Below are 16,183 nucleotides of genomic sequence, written 5' to 3'. Positions count from 1 at the left end.
CTGGCTAGCGGCAGAGTGTTTCGGGCTTTTGCGTGACAGGTTAGGTTCAGCTTCAGCCGCGCAAGAGGACTTGTTGGCTTTTGGCTGTAGGAAAGGGGGACAAGTTCTATCGGAAAGGTATACGGCGAGTCGATCGACCTGTGGGAGCGAGCTTGCTCGCGATAGCAGCGTGACCCACCGTTATCGCGAGCAAGCTCGCTCCCACAAGGTTCTGCGAAAGTCTCTAGATTGCTTCCAGCTTGGCATACCCCAGCATCAGCCACTTGCTGCCTTCGCTGAAGTTCACCTGGACCCTGGCCTGGGCCCCGGCGCCTTCGAAATTGAGGATCACGCCGTCGCCAAATACCGAGTGCCGCACGGTCTGGCCGAGGCTGAAGCCGGTTTCCGGGATATCGCTGCCGCCGAACAGGCTGCTGGTGCTTTGTTGCTGGCCGCCGCCGAATGGACGGCTGACGCTGTTGGACAGCCGGACCTCCTGAATCAGGCCCTTCGGTACTTCGCGTACGAAGCGCGACACCTTGTTGTAGGTCTCGCTGCCGTACAAACGTCGGGTTTCGGCATAGGTCAGCACCAGATTCTGCATGGCGCGGGTGATGCCGACGTAGGCCAAGCGGCGTTCCTCTTCCAGGCGCCCGGGCTCTTCCAGGCTCATTTTGTGAGGAAACAGGCCTTCCTCCATGCCCACGAGGAACACGTAGGGGAATTCCAGGCCTTTGGCGCTGTGCAGGGTCATCAGCTGGATGCTGTCTTCATGCTCGTCGGCCTGGGTGTCGCCGGCCTCCAGAGAGGCATGGCCCAGGAAGGCCGATAGCGGTGACAGATCTGCGTCTTCTTCGGTGTTCTCGAAGTTGCGCGCGGCGCTTACCAGTTCCTCAAGGTTTTCTACCCGTGCCTGGCCTTTCTCGCCCTTTTCCGCTTCGTGGTAGGCGATCAGGCCGGATTGCTCGATGACTGTCTGGGTCATCAAGTGCAGCGGCATCTCCCCGCACTTGGCGGCCAGGTCTTCAATCAGGTCCATGAACGCTTTGAGTGCACCGGCGGCGCGACCGGTCACGCCTTTGTTGGCGACTAGCTGACGCATGCCTTCCCACATGGACACGTGGCTGTGGCGGGCGTGATCACGAATGGCTTCGACGGTTTTCTCACCAATGCCCCGAGTGGGTACGTTGATCACTCGCTCCAGGGCCGCGTCGTTGCCGCGCCCTTCGAGCAGGCGCAGATAAGCCATGGCGTTCTTGATTTCGGCACGTTCGAAGAAGCGCTGGCCGCCATAGATGCGGTACGGGATCCGTTCGCGCAACAAGGCTTCTTCCAGCACCCGCGACTGGGCGTTGGAGCGATACAGAATGGCAATGTCGCTGCGGGCCAGGCCGGTTTTCAGCGCGCTTTCGATGGTTTCCACCACGTAGCGGGCTTCATCGTGCTCGTTGAAGGCGGCATAGAGGTTGATCGCTTCGCCTTCGCCGCCATCGGTCCACAATTCCTTGCCCAGGCGCCCGGTGTTGTTAGCGATCAAGGCGTTGGCGGCCTTGAGGATGCCGGCGGTGGAGCGGTAGTTCTGTTCCAGCCGGATGACTTCTGCGTCGGGGAAGTCCGCCGAATACTGGTGAATATTCTCGATCTTGGCGCCGCGCCAGCCGTAGATCGACTGGTCGTCGTCGCCCACCACCATCAGGCTGTCGCCGCCCTTGGCCAGCAGGCGCAACCAGGCGTATTGCACGGCGTTGGTGTCCTGGAATTCGTCCACCAATACATGCCGGAAGCGCTTCTGATAATGAGCCAGCAGGCCCGGGTGATCGCGCCACAGATCCAGCGCACGCAGCAGCAGCTCGGAAAAGTCGATGACGCCTGCGCGCTGGCACGCCGCCTCGTAGGCTTCGTAGATGCTACGCATGGTCGCCAGGAACAGATCGCCACTGGCCTGGATATGCTGTGGACGCAGTCCTTCGTCTTTCTGGCCATTGATGAACCACTGGGCCTGGCGGGCCGGCCAGCGCTGTTCGTCCAGGCCCAGCTCGCGGATCACCCGCTTGACCAACCGTTGCTGGTCGTCGCTGTCCAGAATCTGGAAGGTCTGGCTCAAGCCGGCTTCCTGCCAGTGCGCCCGCAGCAGGCGGTGCGCCAGGCCGTGGAAGGTACCGACCCACATCCCAGCCGGGTTGATGCCCATCAACTGCTCGATGCGATGACGCATCTCGGCAGCGGCCTTGTTGGTGAAGGTCACCGACAGGATCGAATGGGGCGAGGCGTTTTCGACCTGGATCAACCAGGCGATACGGTGCACCAGCACTCGGGTCTTACCGGAGCCGGCACCGGCCAGGACCAACTGACGACCCACGGAGGCGGCTACGGCCTGGCGTTGGGCATCGTTGAGAGAGTTCAGCAGAAGGGAGAGATCATCGCGCATCGGAGCATTCTAGGGTGCGGCGTCACCCCGGGCAAACCGAGCTTTGCCTCAGCCGATAAAAGACCGCTTGATGATGACCGGTTGGTCATTGGCTGCAGGCCCTGGCGGGGCTCGCTTGAAGGCCGCGCGGCCCAATAAAATAGCGACTTTTTCCGCACTTTTATGAGCTGGGGCAGTGTGGGATGGCGTTTGGCTTGTGTATGCTCGGTGCTCGTTTCGGGTTCTCCACGCTCTACTGAATAAGAACAAGAACAGTGCCTATGACCCTCAATTCCGATCTGGCGGGCCCCTGTGTGGAACCGCGGGTCATCTGCAAGCAGTACGCCATGGAAATGGCGGTCGAACGCACACGTCTGCTGTACCAGGGTTCATTGCTGCCCACGCTGTTCATGCTGGTCAACGGCCTGGTCTGCGCCGTCCTGTTATGGGAGCCGGCTCGCTATTTTCTGGTCAGCGTCTGGCTGGTCTGGTTGCTGTCACTGGTGGCATTGCGGGTGATTCAGGTGGCCGCCTTCGATTCGGCGATGCCCAGCCGTCAGGCACACCCTGTCTGGTTGCGTATGTTTTTGCTCGGCTCGGCGATGACCGGCCTGACGCTGGCCGGGGCTGGCATCGCCCTGGTTCCGGCCGACAGCTTCCAGCAGCAGGCCTGGGTGTTCGGCCTGATTGGCGCGGCCACCCTGTCGGCCAGCGTTGCCTATGCCGTGAGCCTTCCGGCGTTTCTGTCCTTTACCTTGCCGTGCCTGTTACCGGCCATCGGCTATCTCTTCTGGGGCGGTGATGAGCAGCAACACGGCTGGGGCTGGCTTGGGTTGGTAGTGCTGATCTCGCTGAGTGTGGTGGCCTGGCAAGTCAACCGCTTGATCCAAAATGGCCTATTGCGCCGGTTCCAGAACCAGGCATTGATCGAGCATTTGCAGCAGGCGCAAACCCGCAGCGCACAACTCAACGAGGCGTTGGCCCGAGAGGTCGATCAACGGCGCTGCGCCGAGGAGAAACTGCGGACGGCCCAGGTAGGCCTGGAGGCGCGGGTCGCGCAGCGCAGCCTCGAACTGGACGCGGCCAGCCAAGCCCTGAGCAAGAGCGAGGCGCGCCTGGCCCTGGCCCTCAAGGCCAGTGAGCTGGGTTTGTGGGACTGGAACCTGCAGACCGACGAAGTCCATCACACCCAACTCAAGGAATTGTTCGGCCTGGAGCCTGAGTACGTCACGGCCATGCTCAGCCATCTCACGCCGCGCCTGCATCCCCAGGACCTGCCGGCGCTCAAGCGTGCACTTGTCGAGCACCTCAAAGGCCGCAGCGAGGATTACCAGATCGAATATCGTGTGCGCCACGGCGACGGTCATTGGGTGTGGATCGAGGACCGTGGACGTGCGGTGGAACGCAGCGCGAGCGGTCGGGTATTGCGCATGGTCGGCACCCGGCGAGACATCAGCACCAGTAAAGAGCTCGAGCAGCAACAACAGCTGGCGGCTACGGTATTCGAGGCCGCCAGCGAAGGCATTGTGATTTTCGATCCCGGCTTCGTGCTGCTCGCCGCTAATCAGGCGTTCACCCGGGTCACCGGTTTCAATATCGAGGACATGCTCGGGCACAACGTCGTGGACCTGCCCTGCAGTCGCGACGCGCGCCGGCACTACCCCGTCATCCGCCAAGCCCTCAAGCAACATGGCACCTGGCAGGGTGAGCTGGTGGAAGCACGGGCCAACGGCGAACTTTATCCACAGTGGCTGCAACTGAATGTGGTGCGTGATAGCCGGGGAAATGTCAGCCACATAGTAGGCTTCTTCGCCGATCTGTCGGCGCGACGCGAATCCGAAGAACGGATGCGCTACCTCACCCATTACGACGAGTTGACCGGGTTGGCCAATCGCTCGCTGTTCCGCGAGCGCCTGCACGAGGCCCACCAGCGGGTGCGCCAGGGCGGACGGCGCAGCCTGGCGTTGCTGCATATCAACCTGGATCGCTTCAAATTGCTCAACGACAGCCTCGGCCATGACATTGCCGATCAGCTGTTGCAGAAAATGGCCCGGCGCCTGATCAATGCACTGCCCGAAGCCGACACCATCGCTCGATTGTCCGGCGATGAGTTCGCCGTGCTGTTCGACGCCTACGGCAACCTTTCCAGCCTGGCGCGGGTGACGACCCGTTTGTCCGCCAAGCTGCGCTTGCCGCTGACCATCGAAGGTCATGAACTGGTGGTCAGTGCCTCCATCGGTATCAGCATGCTGCCCGATAACGCGCGGGAAATTTCTACGTTGGTCAGCCAGGCAAACATGGCCATGCAACATGCCAAGCATCTGGGCGGCAACAATTTCCAGTTCTATACCGACAGCCTCCAGGCCAGCACGCTGGAGCGCCTGCAGCTGGAGAATCAACTGCGCAAGGCCCTTGAAGAGCATCAATTGAAGGTCTTCTACCAACCCAAGTTGTGCCTGGTAACGGGCCGCCTGAACGCCGCCGAGGCGTTGGTGCGCTGGGATCATCCGGTCATGGGCCAGGTTCCGCCGGTGGACTTCATCGGCCTGGCGGAAGAGACCGGGCTGATCGGGCCGATTGGCGAGTTCGTGTTGCGCCAAGCCTGCTGGCAGGCTTGCGAATGGCAGCGTCAGGGCCTTGCGCCGATCAGGGTGTCGGTCAACCTGTCGGTGCACCAGTTGCGCCAGGGCAAGTTGGTCAGCCTCGTGCGGCAAGTGCTGGAAGAAACCGGCCTGGAGCCCCGGTACTTGGAGTTGGAGCTGACCGAAAGCCAACTACTCGACAGCGTTGAACACATCATCGCGACGTTCCAGCAACTGCGCGACCTTGGGGTCAAGCTGGCGATCGACGATTTTGGCACCGGCTACTCGTCCCTGAGTTACCTCAAGCGCATCCCGGTGGATTACGTGAAGATCGACCAGGCGTTCATTCGTGGCTTGGAGGAGGGGGGAGAGGATGCGGCGATTACCCGGGCGATCATTGCAATGGCCCATGGGTTGTCGCTCAAGGTAGTGGCCGAAGGTGTCGAGCGCCAGGAGCAGCTTGAGTTTCTGAAGGCCGAACGCTGCGACGAGGTCCAGGGCTACCTCATCAGCCGGCCGGTTGAGGCCGAGGGGCTGGCCCAACTGCTGCGAGAGCAGCGCTTGGAATGAAGCTTCCCGCCGGAGTGTCACGCCCGGTGTCGCTCCGACGGGAAGATTATTATGTATTAATGCGTGATGATGACTTCATCAATATGATGAACGAGTTCATCTTCGAAGAAGATGCTGACGCCGGTTACGTTAGAATCACCGAGAACTTTATACTCGACATGTTTGTGCGTGATCACTTGTAGCGAAACTTCTTCACTTTGTTCGAGTACCAGATCCAGGCGCAGATCGAAGGATTTATCCTGTTTTTCACTCAGTACCAGTTTAGGTGTGATGCCGCCGTTCGATACCTCTACCGTTCCATAGGCGCGGAAGGAGGCTGCGCCGGGCATCCGGTCAATTTGTGCGGTCCAGTCTTTGGTGTTAATGGTCATATTAAGTAACTCCTGTAGTTGAGATTGAATTGCGTCCTGCGTCGCTAATATAAGTATGCGCTGCCGCTTGGGAAAGAGGTAAGTGCTGAGAATTTGAAAGAGTATGTGTGCGCGATTTGTTGTAAGTGCACATGAAAGTGAGTGGCTGTGAAAAAGTATATAGAGCGAGTTCGTATTTGGTTTTTATACCGCGTGAACTAACTAACCTGACAGCCGCTTTCGCCAAGCAAGAGGGGCGAAGGAGTCCCAGGTCCCGGGATGAATGAAATTTTCTCCCTCATCACAGCCGGCCCGAATGGCTACATGGCGCGCTCTCCGCGAAAACAAGGGGTGGCAAGCTGATTCGGTTACGTATTGGGGCGGGCAAAGAGCCGATTCTTGTAGTATAACTACAAGCTTGCTACATCCCGGCAGCTGCCAATAACAAGAGTCCAGTCCCTTGAACCTGTTGCAACACATCGCCCAGTCACGCCACCTGCTGCGCAAGTCGGAGCTGAAAGTCGCCGATCACGTACTGCTTGATCCTGCGGCCGTGATGCACAGCTCCATGGCTGATCTTGCCCACAGCGTCGGCATCAGCGAACCGACCATCGTGCGTTTCTGCCGGGCCATCGGTTGCTCGGGTTTCCAGGACCTGAAGCTCAAGTTGGCGCAAAGCCTGGCAGCCGGGGCAAGCTTCGGCCAGTTTGCGATCCATGAGGACGACTCGGTCGCGGACTACAGCCTGAAAATCTTCGACACGACCCTGCACACGCTGATGGAAGTTCGCGAGAAGCTCGATCCGGTGGCGTTGCAAAAGGCCGTCACCGCCATGTCCCAGGCCCAGCGTGTCGAGTTCTATGGCTTTGGTGCTTCGGGCGCGGTAGCGGCCGATGCCCAGCACAAGTTTTTCCGGTTGCTGCTCACGGCGGCGGCCTATTCCGACCCGCATATGCAGGCGATGTCGGCGGTGACGTTGAAACCCACCGATGTGGCGATCTGCATTTCGCAGTCGGGGCGTTCCAAGGACCTGCTGATCACCGCCAACCTGGTTCGCGAAAGCGGTGCCTCGCTGATTACCTTGTGCCCAAGCCAGACCCCATTGGCCGAGCTCTCGACGGTGAACCTGGCCATCGACGTGCATGAAGACACTGAGATCTACACGCCGTTGACCTCGCGCATCGCCCACTTGGTGGTGATCGATGTATTGGCGATGGGCGTCGCCATGGCGCGCGGCCCGAGCCTGGTCAACCATCTCAAGAGCGTGAAGCGCAGCCTGCGCAGCCTGCGGCTGTCGCCCAAGTCGGTAAAAGCGCTGGACGACTGATCGGTTGCTACGAATGGGACAGGGGATTATTGGCGGCGAGGGGGCATCTGAGAATTCATCGTTCTGTAACGCATGCGCCGCCAAACGGTCATCGCGCGCCTTCATCGTAAAGCTCCCGTATACGTCTTGGGAGACTCGACATGACCCAGTCCTACGAAGAACGCAGCGCCGTCAAAACCCGTCGTCAACAGGAAGACCAGCGTCGCATGGCGTTCCGTCGTGCGATCGAAGACCGCTATGAGCAGCGCCAGCTCCTGGCAGAGATCAGCGAATTTCCCGATGCGACAGAATTCAATTATTGGCAGGCAACACCGGCGGCTTCCCGTCGAAACGCTCAACCAGGCCAGTGATCTGAGCGCGCTCGCCGCGAACGAACGCCAGGAAGGCGTGGGCCACGGGTGACAAGCGTTTCGCCCTGGCCTGTACCAGGCACCAACTGCGGTACAGCGGCAGTTCCTCCACCGGCAACTCGATGAGTGCGCCGGACGACAGCTCCCGGCTCACGGCGTGGCGCGTCAATAGCGCCACGCCCAGCCCGGCCACCACGCATTCGCGCTGGGCTTCTGCTGACGCCACCTCCAGTGTCTGGGTGAAGTGCACCCGTTTCTCCTTGAAATACTCCTCGCAAGCCAGCCGTGTGCCTGAGCCAGGCTCGCGCAGCAACAGCGTATACGGCTCCAGATCCTGCAGGCGCAGTGGGCCCATGTGGCACAGTGGATGGTCGGGCGGTGCCACGGCGACGATCGGATTGTTGAGAAACGGCAGGAACTCGAGCCCCATGTCCTGAGGCACCATGGACATGATGACCAAGTCATCCCGGTTGTCCGAAAGCCGTCGAATGACCTGCCCGCGATTGACCACCGTGAGGTTGAGGTTGACCTCCGGGTGCTGGCGCTTGAACGCAGCGAACAGGTGCGGCACGAAATACTTGGCGCTGGACTCCACTGCAAGCTTGAGCTGCCCTTGCAGCGAACCCTGCATGTCCGAGAGCTGCATGTCGAGGTTTTCCAGGCGCCCGAAGATATCCCGGCTGGCGCGTTGCAGCGCTTCGGCGGCTTCGGTCATATAGAGTTTTTTGCCGACATACTCGAACAGCGGTTGGCCTATCAGCTCTTCAAGGGATCGAATCTGTAGGCTAACGGCCGGTTGTGTGAGAGACATTTCGTCAGCTGCACGGCTGTAGGACCTCAGGTCACACACCTCGTTGAAAATCTGCAATTGACGCAATGTCATACGCATCAATGACTTACGCATTTTCTAAGCACTCGGGAGCGAAATGGATAGCGCAACTATAAGTCTTTGCTTATGCATGACCCAATAATTATTCATTTTTGTTAATCCCCAGCCAGGACTAGTGTGGAGCTGCGACCAATTGTTACATCTGGTCACGCGTCGGCCTGGACACCAGGTCGTGGTACCACCGGCTCAAGGGAACCTCCAATTGATAACAAAGATCCTGATCGCCAACCGTGGTGAGATTGCCGTTCGAATCGTGCGCGCGTGCGCCGAGATGGGCATTCGCTCGGTCGCGGTCTATTCCGACGCTGACCGCCATGCCTTGCATGTCAAGCGTGCGGACGAGGCCCACAGCATCGGCGCCGATCCGCTGGCCGGCTATCTCAACCCGCGAAAGCTGGTGAACCTGGCGGTGGAAACCGGCTGCGATGCATTGCACCCCGGTTACGGCTTCCTTTCGGAAAACGCCGAGCTGGCAGACATCTGTGCCGAACGCGGAATCAAATTCATTGGCCCGTCGGCGGAAGTCATTCGCCGCATGGGCGACAAGACCGAAGCACGCCGCAGCATGATCAAGGCCGGTGTGCCGGTCACGCCGGGCACCGAAGGCAACGTGTCGGGCATCGAAGAAGCCCTGACCGAAGGCGACCGCATCGGTTATCCGGTGATGCTCAAGGCCACCTCCGGTGGCGGCGGTCGTGGTATCCGTCGCTGCAACAGCCGTGAAGAACTCGAACAGGCCTTCCCACGGGTCATCTCTGAAGCCACCAAGGCGTTCGGTTCGGCGGAAGTGTTCCTGGAAAAATGCATCGTCAATCCCAAGCACATTGAGGCGCAGATCCTCGGGGACAGCTTCGGCAACGTGGTGCATCTGTTCGAGCGTGACTGCTCGATCCAGCGGCGCAACCAGAAGCTGATCGAAATCGCCCCCAGCCCGCAACTGACACCCGAGCAACGCGCCTACATCGGCGATTTGTCGGTGCGCGCCGCCAAGGCGGTGGGCTACGAGAACGCCGGCACCGTGGAGTTCCTGCTCGCCGAGGGCGAGGTGTACTTCATGGAAATGAACACCAGGGTGCAGGTGGAACACACCATCACCGAAGAAATCACCGGTATCGACATTGTTCGCGAACAGATCCGTATCGCCTCCGGGCTGCCGCTGTCGGTCAAGCAGGAAGACATTCTGCACCGTGGTTTTGCGTTGCAATTTCGGATCAACGCCGAGGACCCGAAAAACAACTTCCTGCCCAGCTTCGGCAAGATCACCCGCTACTACGCCCCTGGCGGCCCGGGCGTGCGCACCGATACGGCGATCTACACCGGCTACACCATTCCACCGTTCTACGATTCGATGTGCCTGAAACTGGTGGTCTGGGCGTTGACTTGGGAAGAAGCGATGGACCGTGGCTTGCGAGCCCTGGACGACATGCGCCTGCAGGGGGTCAAGACCACTGCCGCGTATTACCAGGAAATCCTGCGTAACCCGGAATTCCGCAGTGGCCAGTTCAATACCAGCTTCGTCGAAAGCCACCCTGAACTGACCAACTACTCGATCAAGCGCAAACCCGAAGAGCTGGCCCTGGCTATCGCCGCCGCCATTGCCGCCCACGCAGGCCTGTAAGGAACCATCACCATGTCCAAGAAGATCTTTGTTACCGACACAATCCTGCGCGACGCCCACCAATCGCTGCTTGCCACCCGCATGCGCACCGAAGACATGCTGCCGATCTGCGACAAGCTCGACAAAGTCGGTTATTGGTCGCTGGAAGTCTGGGGCGGCGCGACGTTCGATGCCTGCGTGCGCTTCTTGAAGGAAGACCCGTGGGAACGCCTGCGCCAACTGCGCGCGGCGCTGCCTAACACCCGTCTGCAAATGCTGCTGCGCGGCCAGAACCTGTTGGGTTATCGCCATTACAGCGATGACGTGGTCAGGGCGTTCGTGGCCAAGGCCGCGGTCAACGGCATCGATGTGTTCCGTATTTTCGATGCGATGAACGACGTGCGTAACCTGCGGGTCGCCATCGAGGCGGTGAAGGCCGCCGGCAAGCACGCCCAGGGCACCATCGCCTACACCACCAGCCCGGTGCACACCATTGAAGCCTTCGTGGCCCAGGCCAAACAGATGGAAGCCATGGGTTGCGACTCGGTGGCGATCAAGGACATGGCCGGCCTGCTGACCCCGTACGCCACTGGCGAGCTGGTGAAAGCGCTGAAGGCCGAGCAATCCTTGCCGGTGTTCATCCATTCCCACGACACCGCCGGCCTGGCCGCGATGTGCCAGCTCAAGGCGATCGAGAACGGTGCCGATCACATCGACACCGCGATCTCCAGTTTCGCCTGGGGCACTAGCCATCCGGGTACTGAGTCGATGGTCGCGGCTCTTAAAGGCAGTGAGTTCGACACGGGCCTGGACCTGGAGTTGTTGCAGGAAATCGGCCTGTACTTCTACGCCGTGCGCAAAAAATACCACCAGTTCGAAAGCGAGTTCACGGCGGTGGACACCCGAGTCCAAGTCAACCAGGTACCAGGCGGAATGATTTCCAACCTGGCCAACCAGTTGAAAGAGCAGGGCGCGCTGAACCGGATGAATGAAGTACTGGCGGAAATCCCACGAGTGCGCGAAGACCTCGGCTTCCCGCCGTTGGTGACCCCGACCTCGCAGATCGTCGGTACCCAGGCGTTTTTCAACGTGTTGGCCGGCGAGCGCTACAAGACCATCACCAACGAAGTGAAGCTCTACTTGCAGGGCGGCTACGGCAAGGCGCCGGGTTTGGTCAATGAGAAGCTGCGTCGTCAGGCCATCGGCAGCGAAGACGTGATCGACGTGCGTCCGGCCGACCTGCTCAAGCCGGAAATGACCAAGTTGCGTGGCGAAATCGGCGCGCTGGCCAAATCCGAAGAAGACGTACTGACCTACGCCATGTTCCCGGACATCGGGCGCAAGTTCCTCGAGGAACGCGAAGCCGGCACCCTGACACCAGAAGTGCTGTTGCCAATCCCTGAGGCGGGCAGTGTGAGCTCGGCGGGCGGCGAAGGTGTACCGACCGAGTTCGTCATCGACGTTCACGGCGAAACCTACCGCGTTGACATCACCGGGGTCGGCGTCAAGGCCGAAGGCAAGCGTCACTTCTACCTGTCCATCGATGGCATGCCCGAAGAGGTCGTTTTCGAGCCGCTCAATGAATTTGTCGGCGGCGGCAGCAGCAAGCGCAAACAGGCCACTGCGCCAGGCCACGTGAGCACCACCATGCCGGGCAACATCGTTGATGTGCTGGTCAAGGAGGGCGACGTGGTCAAGGCCGGCCAAGCGGTGCTGATCACCGAAGCCATGAAGATGGAAACCGAAGTGCAGGCGGCCATCGCCGGCAAGGTTACCGCTATTCATGTGGCCAAGGGCGACCGGGTCAATCCGGGCGAGATCCTGATCGAGATCGAAGGCTGAGTTAACAGCCTCGATACAACCTTTTAACCTCGGGGGGGCATGTGCTCCCCTTTTTTTTTGCCCGCGAAATGCTCAGAACATCATTCGCCATTGACCCATCAACGCACTGTTGCGGTTGTCCTGACCGGTTTCACCCTTATAGCTCACCCCCAACGTATGCCGAGACGAAACAGCCAGGTCCAGCGCTGCTTCAAAGAGCAGGCTGTCACGGTCCAGTTCGACGCCTTCGACGGTATACGTGTTGCCTGTGCTCGCCAGGCGCTGGCGGGAAGTGCCCCGGGTCTCGCCGTATAAGTGTTTCCAACCGAGATTCAAGCGGGGCGTCAGTTGCATACCTTGGTCAAGGGGGAGGGATCGGGCGAGGCGAAGGCCCGCGTTGCTGTTGTAATTGTCCTGGGTTTGGCCGTTGAATCGCAGCGCCGCGTCGCCACCTTTCTCTGTGTAGCGATCACGTTGATAGCGTTGATAGCCCAGTTGCAGATAAGGCTCGACCCCGAAATACCCGACGTCCAGGTTGTAGCCGACTTGCCCAAAGACCTGCTGCGTGTTGGCGTCGTACCGCCCCTTGAGACGATCGCTGAAACCGTTAAAGGCCACGTGGCGCTTGGTACTGCCGTCATGATTGCCGTGAACGGCGCCCAGGCGCAGCGCCAGCGGTCCGTCCTGGCGCACGGCGTAGGCGCCCACATGCCAACTGTCGAGTCGGCCATCGAAGCGGTGACTGTCCAGCCGCGTCTGGGTCTTGCTGCCGATTATCCCCAGACGCCAATCAGGGCTGACAGCCCAATCGGTCCCCAGCATCAGACCTTTGGTCGAATGCTTCAGGGCATAGCTGCCCAATTGCTTCCCGATGCGCCCGCTGTTGCCGATGGCCTGCACCCAGACTTGGCCGTCAGTATGTTCGTTCTCCGGGTTTTTCTGGCCCATGGCTGAGAGCATGCCGGTGCCGATTGGCGTGACGCTGCTCAAGGTGGCATTGCCCAGGTCCGCCGTGTTGTAGCCGCTTAGTTGGTCGATGGCGTCGGCGGCGGTCGCCATGTTGGTGCCGAGCAGGGCGTTGATGGCTTTGTTAGGCTTCGCGGCTGGCTTGGAGGCTTGCAATTGGCCTACGGGTTTTGATGTGGCACTGGGGGTTTCTGGCGGCTCGGCGGATTTGTGTGAGGTGTCTACGACCTTCGTTTTGCTGGCGTCGGCGGCGGTAGTCATATCGCTGCCGAGCAGGGCGTTGATGGCTTTGTTGGGTTTTGCTTCTGGCTTGGCGGCGTGCAAATGGCCTACGGGTTTTGAGACGGCACTGGTGATTTCTGGCGGTTCAGCCGGCTTGTTTGTTGGGGCCTCGGTTTTTGGGTTGGCTGCGGGTGCCTGTGCGACGGTGGGGACGTCAATGGGTTCGGCTGGTTTGACCGGTTGCGACTCTTCGATACTGGCCGCAAATGCTCGCCCTTTATCGGAAGTGGCTGCTTCCTTGAGTGGGACATCGTTGCGGGCATAAGTCAGTCTGACTTGCGTATCGGTGGGGGTCAGCGTCGCCGTCATGAATGCCAGCTTACTGGAGACTGTGCCGAACGCTCCTTCGATCGTCCGCGCGCGGATGATGGTGTGCTCGCGCGACTCAATGTATTCACCTGGCACGCCGGCAACTGTCAGCGTCGCGTTGTTCAGGAACGCGGTGCCTTCAACGTTGATCGTGGAGCTATCGCCATCTGCATTAACCCCGTAGATCAGCTCGGCAGTCTGCGCCAACGAGAAATCCTTGGTAATGGAGGGTGCGCCCATTTCGGGGCCGACTTCCAACTGGCCCGCGACACTCAAGAATTCCACTGTTCCATTGCCGATGAAGCTGGCTTTCTCACGCACTTCCACATGACCGGCCACTCCTGAGTTCATCATGTGGGCGCCTGGCTCGACAGTCACACGATTGGCCACCACTCCCTTGTTATCGAGCTTGCCAAGCACGCCCAGTTGTCCGTCGATTCGGCCAATGTTGATCAACGTGGTGTTCGGCTCGATCACTCCCCAGCCAGCGAAATTCCCGGTGTGCTGCCATTCGCCTTTGGCAACCTGCAAAGCCATGAAGTTGCGGGTTTCAGCCAATATTGGATGTTTGGCGGCATCAAGTCGCAGAACGTTTTTTCCACCGCCGCCATCAATGATTCCGGGGAACTTTCCATTTCCGCTGATGATGACCAAGTCATTTTTGCCAGTCCATTTCGCGTCGCCTTTGCGGGAGGTGTTGGCATTTTGCTGCTTGGTGTCCGCAGCGTCGGAGAAGGCCTTGAGGCGCTCTTGTTGCTCGGCGGTTGTGGAGATCTCGGCTGGTTGCTGAGCCATCGAAACATCGACGCAACCAAGCGCCAAGGCGACGGCCAGGGCAAGGTGTTGGGGTGGGTAAAAGTGTTGAATAGACATCGAATGCGGGCTCTTTTGAAAGGAGTCCGCACTTTAAAAATTCCACCCCTGGCCACGATGCCAGCTAACGCCACGCCTTGGGCAAGACACAGCAGATGAAATCTGTAGGCTGGTCGTGTTGCGATCCAGGCATCGTCGCGTTGGCTTCCACGACCTGAAGCGTCGCCCTACAACTTCTTCGGATCTGTCCTGTCAGCTGCGCTTGAGATATGCCTTCCCATAATGCCGCTCCATCCGCGCCTGAATCAGCTCCAGCGCAATGGACATCAACCAGTAGATGATCGCCGCCGTAGTCAGCATCTCGATATAGCGATAGCTGGAACGACCGTAGGATTGCGCCAGGAACATCACTTCCCAGACGCCCATCACCGAGATCAGGGAGGAGTCCTTGAGCATGGAGATGAACTGGTTGGTGGTCGGCGGGATGATGGTGCGCATGGCCTGGGGCAGGGTGACGCGCCAGAAGATCACGGTTTCGCTCAGGCCCAGTGCAAGTGAGGCTTCGCGCTGGCCGTGGGGGACGCCGAGGATGCCGGCGCGGAAGATTTCGCTCAGGTAGGCGCCGTAGTTCAGCGACAGGGCGATTATCCCGGCGGCGATGGCGCCGGGGACCACGCCCAGTTGTGGCAGGCCCAGGTAGATCAGCAAAATCTGGATCAGCAATGGCGTGCCGCGAAAGAACGACGCGTAGAAACTGGCGATGCCGAACGCCACCGCGCTGCTGGACAGCCGCGCCAGGGCGGTGATGAAGCCCAGCAATGACGAAGCGACGATTGAACACAGGCACAGAAACAGCGTCAGCACCGCGCCTTGCACAAAGCCGTTGGGTGCCAGGTGCACGCCGAGCAGGTTCGGCAGTTTGTCGAGGATGATGGAGAACTTCAGGTCGAAGCTCAGGAAAAAACTCGCGAACAGCACCAGCATCGCCGCCCAGGTCAGGTACAGCCGGGTGCGAAAGCCGAAGATTTTTTGCAGGCGCGACTCGGCCACCGGTTGCGGTGGCCGAGAAGGGGACGGAAAAGAGGTCATTGGGTGATGTCGGCGCCGATCCATTTCTGCGAGAGTTTGCTCAAGGTGCCGTCCTGTTTCAACTGGGCAAAGACTTCACGCACCTTGCTGTCCCACTGGGCGTCGCCTTTCTCGATGGCCACCGAGTTCGGTTCGGAATAAAGCGGCTCGCCAGCCAGCTTGAAGCGTTTGTCTTCGGTCAGGCGCGGCTGCGCGGTCACCAGGTTGGTCAGCACCGCGTCCAGGCGTACGCCGGTGCCCAGGCCGAGGTCCTGGAACGCCACGTTGTCGGTGTCGTACGGAGCGATCTGCACGTTCTCGAAGGGGTAGCTCAAGCGGGTGTCTTCGGCGCCTTCGATCACCAGGTTCTTGTTCAGGTAGCTCTCGTAGCTGGACGCGCTGGTGAGGCCGACTTTCTTGCCGCTCAGGTCCTTGGCGCCATGGATGCTGTTGTCCTTGGCGTTGACCACGATCACCGCTGGCGAGGCGTAATACTGCACCGGGAAATCGAACACTTCGGCGCGTGCCTTGCTCGGCGTCATGGAGCAGATGCAGATGTCATAACGCCCGCTCCAGTGCCCGGCCGCGATCACGTCCCAGGAAGGGGTTTCCAGGCGCAGCTTCACGCCCAGCTTTTGCGCCACGGCCTTGGCCACGTCGACGTCAAAACCGTCGAGCTGGTTCTGATCGTTCAGGAACGAGAAGGGCGGGTAGCTTTCCATCAACACACCGACCAGTTCTTTTTTCTGTTCGATGCGATCCAGGGTGGCGCCGGCGAAGGCTTGCGACGAGGCGGCCAGCAGAGTCAGGCCCAGGGCCAGCAATGGTTGTAGTTTCACGTGAAGTCCCTGGGTAGAAAAATAAGTTGTAGTT

12 protein-coding genes are annotated in these 16,183 nt (G+C 60.0%); 6 read left to right on the top strand and 6 right to left on the bottom strand.

From position 1 onward, the window contains the following. Window positions 1-223: 223 nt before the first annotated feature. Entirely contained in the window at window positions 224-2,407 is a 2,184-nt protein-coding gene (gene uvrD / locus SGN16_RS29090; RefSeq protein WP_210642101.1) for a DNA helicase II, read from the bottom strand. A gap of 260 nt (window positions 2,408-2,667) precedes the next feature. On the opposite strand from uvrD, the gene SGN16_RS29085 reads away from it, so the two are divergent. Beyond that, a complete protein-coding gene (locus SGN16_RS29085) occupies window positions 2,668-5,538 on the top strand; it encodes an EAL domain-containing protein (protein ID WP_210642100.1) in 2,871 nt (956 codons plus the stop codon). Window positions 5,539-5,594: 56 nt separating this feature from the next. Here the strand turns inward: SGN16_RS29085 and SGN16_RS29080 are convergent, their stop codons facing one another. Further along, a complete protein-coding gene (locus tag SGN16_RS29080) occupies window positions 5,595-5,909 on the bottom strand; it encodes a hypothetical protein (protein ID WP_335944969.1) in 315 nt (104 codons plus the stop codon). Window positions 5,910-6,348: 439 nt separating this feature from the next. Between SGN16_RS29080 and hexR the strand changes: the two genes are divergently transcribed. Next, window positions 6,349-7,215, top strand: coding sequence for a transcriptional regulator HexR (gene hexR / locus SGN16_RS29075; RefSeq protein WP_003187110.1), 867 nt, complete (start codon window positions 6,349-6,351; stop codon window positions 7,213-7,215). Between the two features lie 140 nt (window positions 7,216-7,355). Beyond that, window positions 7,356-7,565 carry a hypothetical protein gene (locus tag SGN16_RS29070; protein WP_109752921.1) on the top strand — a complete coding sequence of 70 codons (210 nt, stop codon included), beginning with the start codon at window positions 7,356-7,358 and terminating at the stop codon, window positions 7,563-7,565. Here SGN16_RS29070 and SGN16_RS29065 read toward each other — a convergent pair. Next, window positions 7,507-8,469 carry a LysR family transcriptional regulator gene (locus tag SGN16_RS29065; protein ID WP_246883063.1) on the bottom strand — a complete coding sequence of 321 codons (963 nt, stop codon included), beginning with the start codon at window positions 8,467-8,469 and terminating at the stop codon, window positions 7,507-7,509. The genes SGN16_RS29070 and SGN16_RS29065 overlap by 59 nt on opposite strands. A gap of 187 nt (window positions 8,470-8,656) precedes the next feature. Here SGN16_RS29065 and SGN16_RS29060 point away from each other — a divergent pair, with 187 nt between their 5' ends. Together SGN16_RS29060 and oadA are read left to right on the top strand one after the other, a co-directional pair. Beyond that, window positions 8,657-10,072 (top strand): acetyl-CoA carboxylase biotin carboxylase subunit, encoded by a 1,416-nt coding sequence (locus tag SGN16_RS29060; RefSeq protein ID WP_025216234.1) that lies wholly within the window; start codon window positions 8,657-8,659, stop codon window positions 10,070-10,072. Window positions 10,073-10,084: 12 nt separating this feature from the next. Then, complete coding sequence (gene oadA, locus SGN16_RS29055; RefSeq protein WP_335944968.1) at window positions 10,085-11,893, top strand: sodium-extruding oxaloacetate decarboxylase subunit alpha; 1,809 nt, start codon at window positions 10,085-10,087, stop codon at window positions 11,891-11,893. Between the two features lie 72 nt (window positions 11,894-11,965). Here oadA and SGN16_RS29050 read toward each other — a convergent pair whose 3' ends face one another. Next, window positions 11,966-13,783, bottom strand: a complete 1,818-nt coding sequence (locus tag SGN16_RS29050) for an autotransporter domain-containing protein (protein WP_335944967.1) — start codon at window positions 13,781-13,783, stop codon at window positions 11,966-11,968. Here SGN16_RS29050 and SGN16_RS29045 point away from each other — a divergent pair, their 5' ends adjacent. Then, the gene (locus tag SGN16_RS29045) at window positions 13,784-14,401 is read left to right on the top strand and encodes a hypothetical protein (RefSeq protein ID WP_335944966.1); all 618 of its coding nucleotides are present in this window, start codon (window positions 13,784-13,786) and stop codon (window positions 14,399-14,401) included. It begins immediately after the preceding gene. A gap of 93 nt (window positions 14,402-14,494) precedes the next feature. On the opposite strand, the gene SGN16_RS29040 is transcribed toward SGN16_RS29045, so the two are convergent. Both SGN16_RS29040 and SGN16_RS29035 read right to left on the bottom strand, forming a co-directional pair. Continuing rightward, complete coding sequence (locus SGN16_RS29040) at window positions 14,495-15,331, bottom strand: amino acid ABC transporter permease (RefSeq protein ID WP_210642096.1); 837 nt, start codon at window positions 15,329-15,331, stop codon at window positions 14,495-14,497. Then, on the bottom strand, window positions 15,328-16,149 hold the full coding sequence (locus SGN16_RS29035) for an ABC transporter substrate-binding protein (RefSeq protein WP_210642095.1): 822 nt from the start codon (window positions 16,147-16,149) through the stop codon (window positions 15,328-15,330). The genes SGN16_RS29040 and SGN16_RS29035 overlap by 4 nt, the downstream gene beginning before the upstream one ends. Window positions 16,150-16,183: the final 34 nt, after the last annotated feature.

It is taken from the genome of Pseudomonas sp. G166, assembly GCF_037027455.2.
GTDB lineage: Bacteria > Pseudomonadota > Gammaproteobacteria > Pseudomonadales > Pseudomonadaceae > Aquipseudomonas.
The sequence above is the reverse complement of the archived record's forward strand: the minus strand, read 5'-3'. Positions and strand labels throughout refer to the sequence as shown.